Source organism: Anaeromassilibacillus sp. SJQ-1, from assembly GCF_046693725.1.
In the GTDB taxonomy this organism is placed as follows: Bacteria; Bacillota; Clostridia; order Oscillospirales; family Acutalibacteraceae; genus Anaeromassilibacillus.
The window spans coordinates 1-6,756 of record NZ_JBKEIV010000021.1; the positions used below are offsets into that span (position 1 = coordinate 1).

6 protein-coding genes and 1 pseudogene are annotated in these 6,756 nt (G+C 48.6%); 4 read left to right on the top strand and 3 right to left on the bottom strand.

Annotated elements, in window-relative coordinates; genetic code table 11:
* Positions 1 to 411 (bottom strand): annotated as a pseudogene (gene pgk, locus ACGCCZ_RS05845) (phosphoglycerate kinase); the annotation flags it as partial.
* Positions 412 to 544: 133 nt separating this feature from the next.
* On the bottom strand, positions 545 to 1,048 hold the full coding sequence (locus ACGCCZ_RS05850; RefSeq protein WP_054323525.1) for a tRNA (cytidine(34)-2'-O)-methyltransferase: 504 nt from the start codon (positions 1,046 to 1,048) through the stop codon (positions 545 to 547).
* 144 nt (positions 1,049 to 1,192) lie between these two features.
* Here ACGCCZ_RS05850 and ACGCCZ_RS05855 point away from each other — a divergent pair, with 144 nt between their 5' ends.
* Complete coding sequence (locus ACGCCZ_RS05855; RefSeq protein WP_411655545.1) at positions 1,193 to 1,438, top strand: hypothetical protein; 246 nt, start codon at positions 1,193 to 1,195, stop codon at positions 1,436 to 1,438.
* A 247-nt stretch (positions 1,439 to 1,685) separates the two neighbouring features.
* On the opposite strand, the gene ACGCCZ_RS05860 is transcribed toward ACGCCZ_RS05855, so the two are convergent.
* The gene (locus ACGCCZ_RS05860) at positions 1,686 to 2,471 is read right to left on the bottom strand and encodes a GNAT family N-acetyltransferase (protein WP_411655546.1); all 786 of its coding nucleotides are present in this window, start codon (positions 2,469 to 2,471) and stop codon (positions 1,686 to 1,688) included.
* 607 nt (positions 2,472 to 3,078) lie between these two features.
* Here ACGCCZ_RS05860 and ACGCCZ_RS05865 point away from each other — a divergent pair.
* The 3 genes from ACGCCZ_RS05865 to ACGCCZ_RS05875 all read left to right on the top strand — a co-directional run bounded on the left by ACGCCZ_RS05865 (position 3,079) and on the right by ACGCCZ_RS05875 (position 6,644).
* On the top strand, positions 3,079 to 4,500 hold the full coding sequence (locus ACGCCZ_RS05865) for an MORN repeat-containing protein (protein ID WP_411655547.1): 1,422 nt from the start codon (positions 3,079 to 3,081) through the stop codon (positions 4,498 to 4,500).
* Between the two features lie 257 nt (positions 4,501 to 4,757).
* Positions 4,758 to 5,825, top strand: coding sequence for a hypothetical protein (locus ACGCCZ_RS05870; protein WP_411655548.1), 1,068 nt, complete (start codon positions 4,758 to 4,760; stop codon positions 5,823 to 5,825).
* 477 nt (positions 5,826 to 6,302) lie between these two features.
* Entirely contained in the window at positions 6,303 to 6,644 is a 342-nt protein-coding gene (locus ACGCCZ_RS05875) for a hypothetical protein (protein ID WP_411655549.1), read from the top strand.
* The last annotated feature ends 112 nt before the right edge of the window (positions 6,645 to 6,756 follow it).

Here is a 6,756-nt window from a genome sequence, read left to right on the forward strand (position 1 = left end):
ATCCTTTGCAAAAGCCGGAATCGTTCTTTTCTTCTTCTTTGTGGAAGCGGACGTTTTCGATCATCTCGACTTCGCCGTCCTTCAGGGTAGCAGCGATGCTCTTTGCGCTCTCGCCAACAACATCCTTTGCCATTTTGACTTCCTGGCCGAGTGCCTTGGAAAGATATTCCGCAACCGGGGCCAGGAATACTTCATGTTGAACTCACCCTTCGGGCGGCCCAGATGGGAGCAGAGGATCACCTTTGCCTTATGGTCAACCAGATATTTGATGGTCTTCATAGCCTCGTTGATGCGCTTGGGATCGGTGATATTGCCCTCTGCATCAAAGGGGACGTTAAAGTCGCAGCGGACGAGGACTCTCTTGCCCGCTACGTCGATGTCTTCGACAGTTTTTTTATTGAGGTAATTCATAACGTTTGCGCTCCTTTATTTGAATTTTCAGAGTCTCCTACGCTTGTTTTTCAGTATACAATAAATGGGAATTATTTTCAAGAGAGAAGGCCTGATTTTTGCGGGGTGTACAGCCGTTTTCCGGCGCCTTTTGTCAATCCCACGAGAGGCGGTGCAGCTGCCCCGCGCACAGGAGATTTGGATAATTCCACTGCCGCAATACTTCATAGACGCCTATCGCTACAGAATTCGAAAGGTTTAGACTGCGCGCGTCCGGGTTGTTCAGCATAGGGATACGTACGCAGGATTCCGGGTGCTGCAAAAGAAGCTCTTCCGGCAGACCGGCGGTTTCCTTGCCAAAGACCAGATAACAGCCGTCTGGGTATGAAATATTGGAATGGATGTGCTGTGCCTTTGTGGAAAAATAGAAGAAATTGCCGCTGTTTTGGCTGAAAAAATCGGAAAGACTATCGTAATAGGTGATGTCCAAAAGATGCCAGTAGTCCAGACCCGCACGCTTGAGCTTTCGGTCGTCAATTTTGAACCCCATGGGCCCGACCAGGTGCAGCCGAGCGCCGGTTGCAGCACAAGTGCGTGCAATGTTGCCGGTATTCTGCGGTATTTCTGGTTCGACCAGTACAATGTTCAGTGTTGCCATGTGTGATTCTCCCCCGGGATATGCCCGATTTCAGTTTTGTTTTTATGCATGGCCATTATACCATCAATCGCCGAAAATCTCAAAATTATGTAGAAAATCCGGAAGCAAACGGAACCGATATTCAACCGCAAGGAGGGGAAAATAATGCGGGGAAACTCCCTGATCGAATTATTGGAAAAATGGAATGCAATTTGGAGGTCGTATATGATGTATAAGGAAACGATGGGCTTTGTCAAAGGAATCGGCGCAGGCATTGTGGCCAGTGTTGCCGTAGCAGCGGTAGGTAGCCAGATGATGAAGAACAACCGCCACCTGCGCCGGGACGCACACCGCGCTATGCACGCAGTCGGCAATGCGATGCAAAATGTAGAACACATGTTCAAGGCGTAAGAATGGTATTCCATGCATAAAAGCACCTTTGATTTACTTTGTAAAGTTTGGAATGGAATTTCTTACAGCGCATGAACACAAAGTGGAAAGAGGGTGTCCCCAAACTGAGAATGGTTCGATTCAAAGGAAGGGGACATCCTCTTTCTATTTAAAAATGTTTGAATTTCTAAAAGAAGAGGGTATCCTCAAGTCATTTTGTGACTTTTGAGAACCCTCTTCTTCCTTGTTTAGATTGTTGGGACTGCTTTTAAACAGAAGTGGATACCCGATAGGCTTTGTACTCCCGATGAAAATGGTAGCCCAACTTTTGAGCCAGGGAGAGGGATTCCCGATTGGCCGCATCCCAGCTGGGATAGAGCCCTCGCCGTATGCACTCTAAAATCAATGTAGCAGCACATGCAGTTGCCAATCCTTTGCGCCGGTATGACGGTTTTGTATCAATCTCTACCTCAATTCCACCTTTATAATAGGAATGGGAAGTAGCGCCACACACAAGTTGGTTTCCATCGTAGGCGGCGATTCCTATTCCGTGTTCCTGGAAAGCGGAATACGTGGGAAACCAGGCGCAAAGATGGGAGGACCACTCCTCCTTTTGGCTCGTTAAATAGGTGGAGAGATCAAAGGGGGAGATTCGATAGTTTCCCTGAGGCGGCACAGCTTGGCGTTGCAAAGTATCCAGATGAAAGGCCGTGGCTTCTTTGCAAAGGGAATATCTTTGCACGGGGAATTGTTTTCCAGTATGTACATGTTCTATTACGGGCTCCCAAATTGTTTGAAGAGGAATGATGTAGCACCATGGGTGAGAATAACCGTCGGGTAGAACAGCGGCTAATTCTTCTGCTACGGGTGAATCAGGGTTTCCGGACAGAAAACAAAAGTCGGTGGTACAAATTTTGGCTGCGGTTGGTGCTTCCAGGCGGTCTGCCCAGGCATCTCCCATACATCCTTCCAAACAGGAACGAATCAGCGTATGATCCGAGGCGGAGAACAGCGGGGCAATACAGTGCATTTTATCTTTGGGAACTTGAATCATCATAAACCTCCCAATCAAATAGAATTCTTTAACAGAATATGTAAAACGCCGCTGTTTGGAACGCCCAAAAAAACATCAGAAAGAAAAAGATCGTGAGATACTCCGGGACCAAGAAAACAAAAGGAATACCATTGTAATCGTCAGATCCGCTTTTATGGGAGAAAAAAGACGCCTTCCATGATCCCGCAGAACGCCTTGCGGAACCGCTGCGAAACCTGTATAATAACCTTAACTTCACCTTTATATAAATGGAAAGTACACACTTTCCCGTCAAGGAAGGACAAACTATGCAAAGCGAAACAGACATCCTTTATTATGCCGTTTACCACAGAGACTACGATGGACCATCTGCCAAGCCGTCTCTGCTGAGTTTGGCACGACAGGAATATTTTACGCAGGGCAAGGCCGTATCTGTACGGGAAGAACATTTGGATTCCGGTAGGAAAGCAGTATATCGGGGTAAATTGAGCAGGCATCATTTTACGTGGACTGTCAAGTGCGATGGGAAGCTTATTCAGCAGGCCTTCCGAGGTGAGCGTGGATATGAGCTGGTCCATTTTGATGAGCGCGGAGAACCTACCAGCAAGGCACGGTTTTCGTTGGACTTGTGCTGGCAAGGGACGGCCTATTATATGAATGGCCGCAGAGACCAACTTCCAGTTGCTATTTTGTCGCCGGTCAGTGGGGGGATACTTCTGACGGAGTGGAATCCGGACAGCGGCAAATACAACCGGGTTCTGCTGGTTCCCTGTCTTTTGCGACGGGGGAGTGCAGAACAAAGTTTGGCGAATACTCGGTTAGGGGAACCGCGTATATGGGCGGAAACCTCTCAAGGGGACTTTTGTTATTGTACGGAGGAAGAGGCGGCTCTACGTACTTCATTGATGGAAGGCCCGGCCGGGGTGGTCCCAGAGGATCTTGTTTTCGTCCGGAAACCTCCGAGTCTATTGAGGAGGAGGAGCCGTTCTTTGCGGGTTTTTCCTATATTGCCAACGACTCCGAGCCGGAGGAGATGGAGGGCTTGCAGGATTTCTCCGGGGAAAGTCCTGCGGAGGAACAACAAGTGGAGGCATCGATGGTGGAGACTCCATCTGCGGCATTACAGGACGATTATGCTGCGGATCATGAGCTATTTTGCGCTGGGCAGGATGCCACACATCCAAAACGATGGGGAACTGCTTGTCCCTCTGCTTTTGGAACACATGGGGAGCACGATGCCCAAGACGAGACGTTTCCTCTCCCTGTATTGAATTCAGGACTTTCCCAGCTCTTAAAGCTGGTGCAGGCGGAACTGAAAGCGCAAGAGCAAAAGGAGCAAGAGGCGCCTATACCGGATCAGACCTCCGCAGAGGATGCTTTTGAAGAGGTGATGCGCCCTCCACACGCGGAACGATATGCGGTGGCAGCAAAAAACCGGCACGGAATCGTGGTTCATGCACCGGAGCTAAAGCCAAAATCTTTAAAAGGAATGGAGAATACATCCAGCGGGGAGAAGAAGCCCGCTGCAATACCGGTCAAACGAATCATCATTAGCGCAGAAGAAAGTTATGCTTATTTTGGCGAATTGCTAAACGGTATGCGCGAAGGAGACGGACGTACGGAAATGTCGAACGGGCATACGGCATATGAAGGAGGTTACCACGAGGACAAACGCGACGGATTTGGAACCTATTATTATAAGTCTGGGAAGCTTTGTTATGTGGGGCATTGGAAGGACAACCTGCGCCATGGATCGGGAATCTCGTTCAATTCCCGGGATGGTTCTATTTTTGTTGGAAAATGGCGTGACAATGTTCCGACCGGCAGTGGAACGGCGTTTGATGCAGAAGGAAATCTGTTGTACACGGGCGGCTGGAAGGATGGCAAGCGCGATGGACATGGAACAGAATATCGAAATGGAGCCGTCCTCTATACAGGAGAATGGAAAGAGGATCTCCGCCATGGCCGGGGGACATTGACTTTGGAAAATGGGACGGTGATTACCGGTATTTTTGAGAATGGGAAGGTCCAGGGCTTGGATGATATATGATGGAACATGGGGGTGAGCCGTTATGCAGTGGCTCGAACTACATAATGTAGAATACGGGGAGTGTATTGTCCTCGGGGGAGCCCACCACGACATTCTTATGGTGGATTGCGGCAGCATCAATCAGAAGATACGCGAGGGGAATTTGGATTTCAGCGATTATGTAGACCCAACTTTAATGGAACGTTATTCTGCTTGCTCAGGGCGTGTGTTTTTGCTGTACTCACTATCATCGGGACCATCTCTGTGGGCTCTATCAGATGTTAGCGAAACGCGGCGGCTATTTCGACCGCATTCTGTTGCCGGTTTCCCCGGCAGATACACATGGGAGGCATTTGCTGCTGGATTTTGCGTTGTTTGTCTATGCGTTTTTGCCACGGCAAAGCGATTATGCGCAAGTCAATTTGAGTGCGCTCCGCATTTTTAGCCGGGTTGCGAAGAGCGCGGGAGCGGATCGAATCTACCCAATTGCAGCCGGCTCCAGTTTTTTATTTGATGATGTAACCTACGATGTGCTTTGGCCGGACCGGGAGGGGTATCCTTTTTCTGACCTCTTCGCATCAGCGGTCGAACAATTGAATGTATGTCTTGCTTCGCCGTTTTTGCCGGAGGTAGCCCAGCGTTTTTTGGAGTTGAAGGCACGTTATGGGAAAGCTTATCATCTATGTTGTCAATCCGTCCCCTTACAGGCAGAAAAGATCGCACGGCTGGATGCCCTCTTGGAACAAGTTGACCTCCTGGTTCCGGAACTGCAGCTTTTGCCAACCGCCCCGGACATTGTGCAGATTTTGACAGACCCGGCCACCACCACCGCTTATTCCGATGAACTGAACACGGCCAGCGTCATCTTTCACAACCGCCGTACCAGTGAAGCCAGTCTTGACGACATCCTTATGACGGGTGATGCGGCCCCTGAGAGTTTTGACGCCATTGCGGACCGTCTCTATCATGACTATTATATTGTAAAGGCGCCGCATCATGGAACAGCAAGTCATTGGAGCCATTGGCTTTCAGAGATAGCCGCTTCCCATATTCTCATCAGCAACGGGGAGTATCAGAAGGGTGGGAAAATTGCATCGGAATATGTGGATTTACCTGCGGTGAAACATTGTACAAACTGTGCGGCCTGTTCCTGGTATGCCTCCAGCGGTTGTTCCTGCAATCGGGTAGCTTGCTGCTACGATTTGCCCATGGGCGCAGGACTGACCATCAAGTGTCCACGATGCCGTGAGCGGAAAGGTACCGCGCCGTGCGGAATTTATATTGTTTCGCACGGGGGAGAACGCGCATGTCTGTGCGATGATCTCCCGGTTCAGCCAGGCTTATAAATCGGGAAAAGGCAAAGAAAGCGGCGTTGGCAAAACCCTGCCAAGGCTGCCAATATTTTAGAGCAAACGCTGCCAAAACAACAAAAACCTAGGATTCATGCGGCTTTTTCGCATAAAAATCCGAAAAATATTGTGATTTCCGCACTTGACATTGCGAAATAAATATCTTATAATCCAAGTAACATATGAGGGACGCATATGCGGGTTGTCTTTCTAGCGCCATCTAGGAGGGGCCTCCCCCATACCGTCTTAGTCAAGGGCTAATCCTGTTAATGTCCGTGACGTTCATTATGTTCATTTCTCTTAAGGCATGCGCAAATACGCAAACCACGATTTTTAAGGAGGACAAAAAGGATGAGAAAAATTACAGGAAAAGCTCTCGCAACAGTGCTCGCAATGGCATTGATTACGTCTAGCTTTTCGGGAACTTTTGCTTTCGCAGCATCCAAGACTGAGAAGGCTGGCAGCGTGTCGCTGGTGAACTCTGATAATGATGAGATCACTTTGGTAAAAGATACCGATGACGCAAACAATTATAAGTTTGATCTTATTAATTTTATCGGCGGCGTAGAGTTGACGACTGCGGATAAAGAAGAGTCTATTACAGTAACCGATGAAGACGATCTTTCTTTCCGTCATGCAAAGGGCGATAGCCTGATTTCTGTTAAAGATGGTAAGGCTAGAGTTAAGACCGATAAGACTGGTACTGAAACCATTATGGTTTATGCAGAAGGCGAGATTACCCGCGACGATAAAGATGTCACATTGAAGGGCCAGATCGAAATTACTGTTAATGTAGTGAAGAATGGTACTCTGTGAAGCGGCGTACTGAAAAACGCGAAAGCGTTTCACGATAAATGCGAAAACTCTACACGAGTATGGAAGTCGTTCTGGTTAATATCGGTTCAATGTTGAAGAAGGCTACACAACA

Coding starts and splice junctions, on each gene's coding strand:
- ACGCCZ_RS05850 (WP_054323525.1), bottom strand. CDS start 1,048: ATGGCAACACTGAACATTGTACTGGTCGAACCAGAAATACCGCAGAAT.
- ACGCCZ_RS05855 (WP_411655545.1), top strand. CDS start 1,193: ATGCGGGGAAACTCCCTGATCGAATTATTGGAAAAATGGAATGCAATT.
- ACGCCZ_RS05860 (WP_411655546.1), bottom strand. CDS start 2,471: ATGATTCAAGTTCCCAAAGATAAAATGCACTGTATTGCCCCGCTGTTC.
- ACGCCZ_RS05870 (WP_411655548.1), top strand. CDS start 4,758: ATGTTAGCGAAACGCGGCGGCTATTTCGACCGCATTCTGTTGCCGGTT.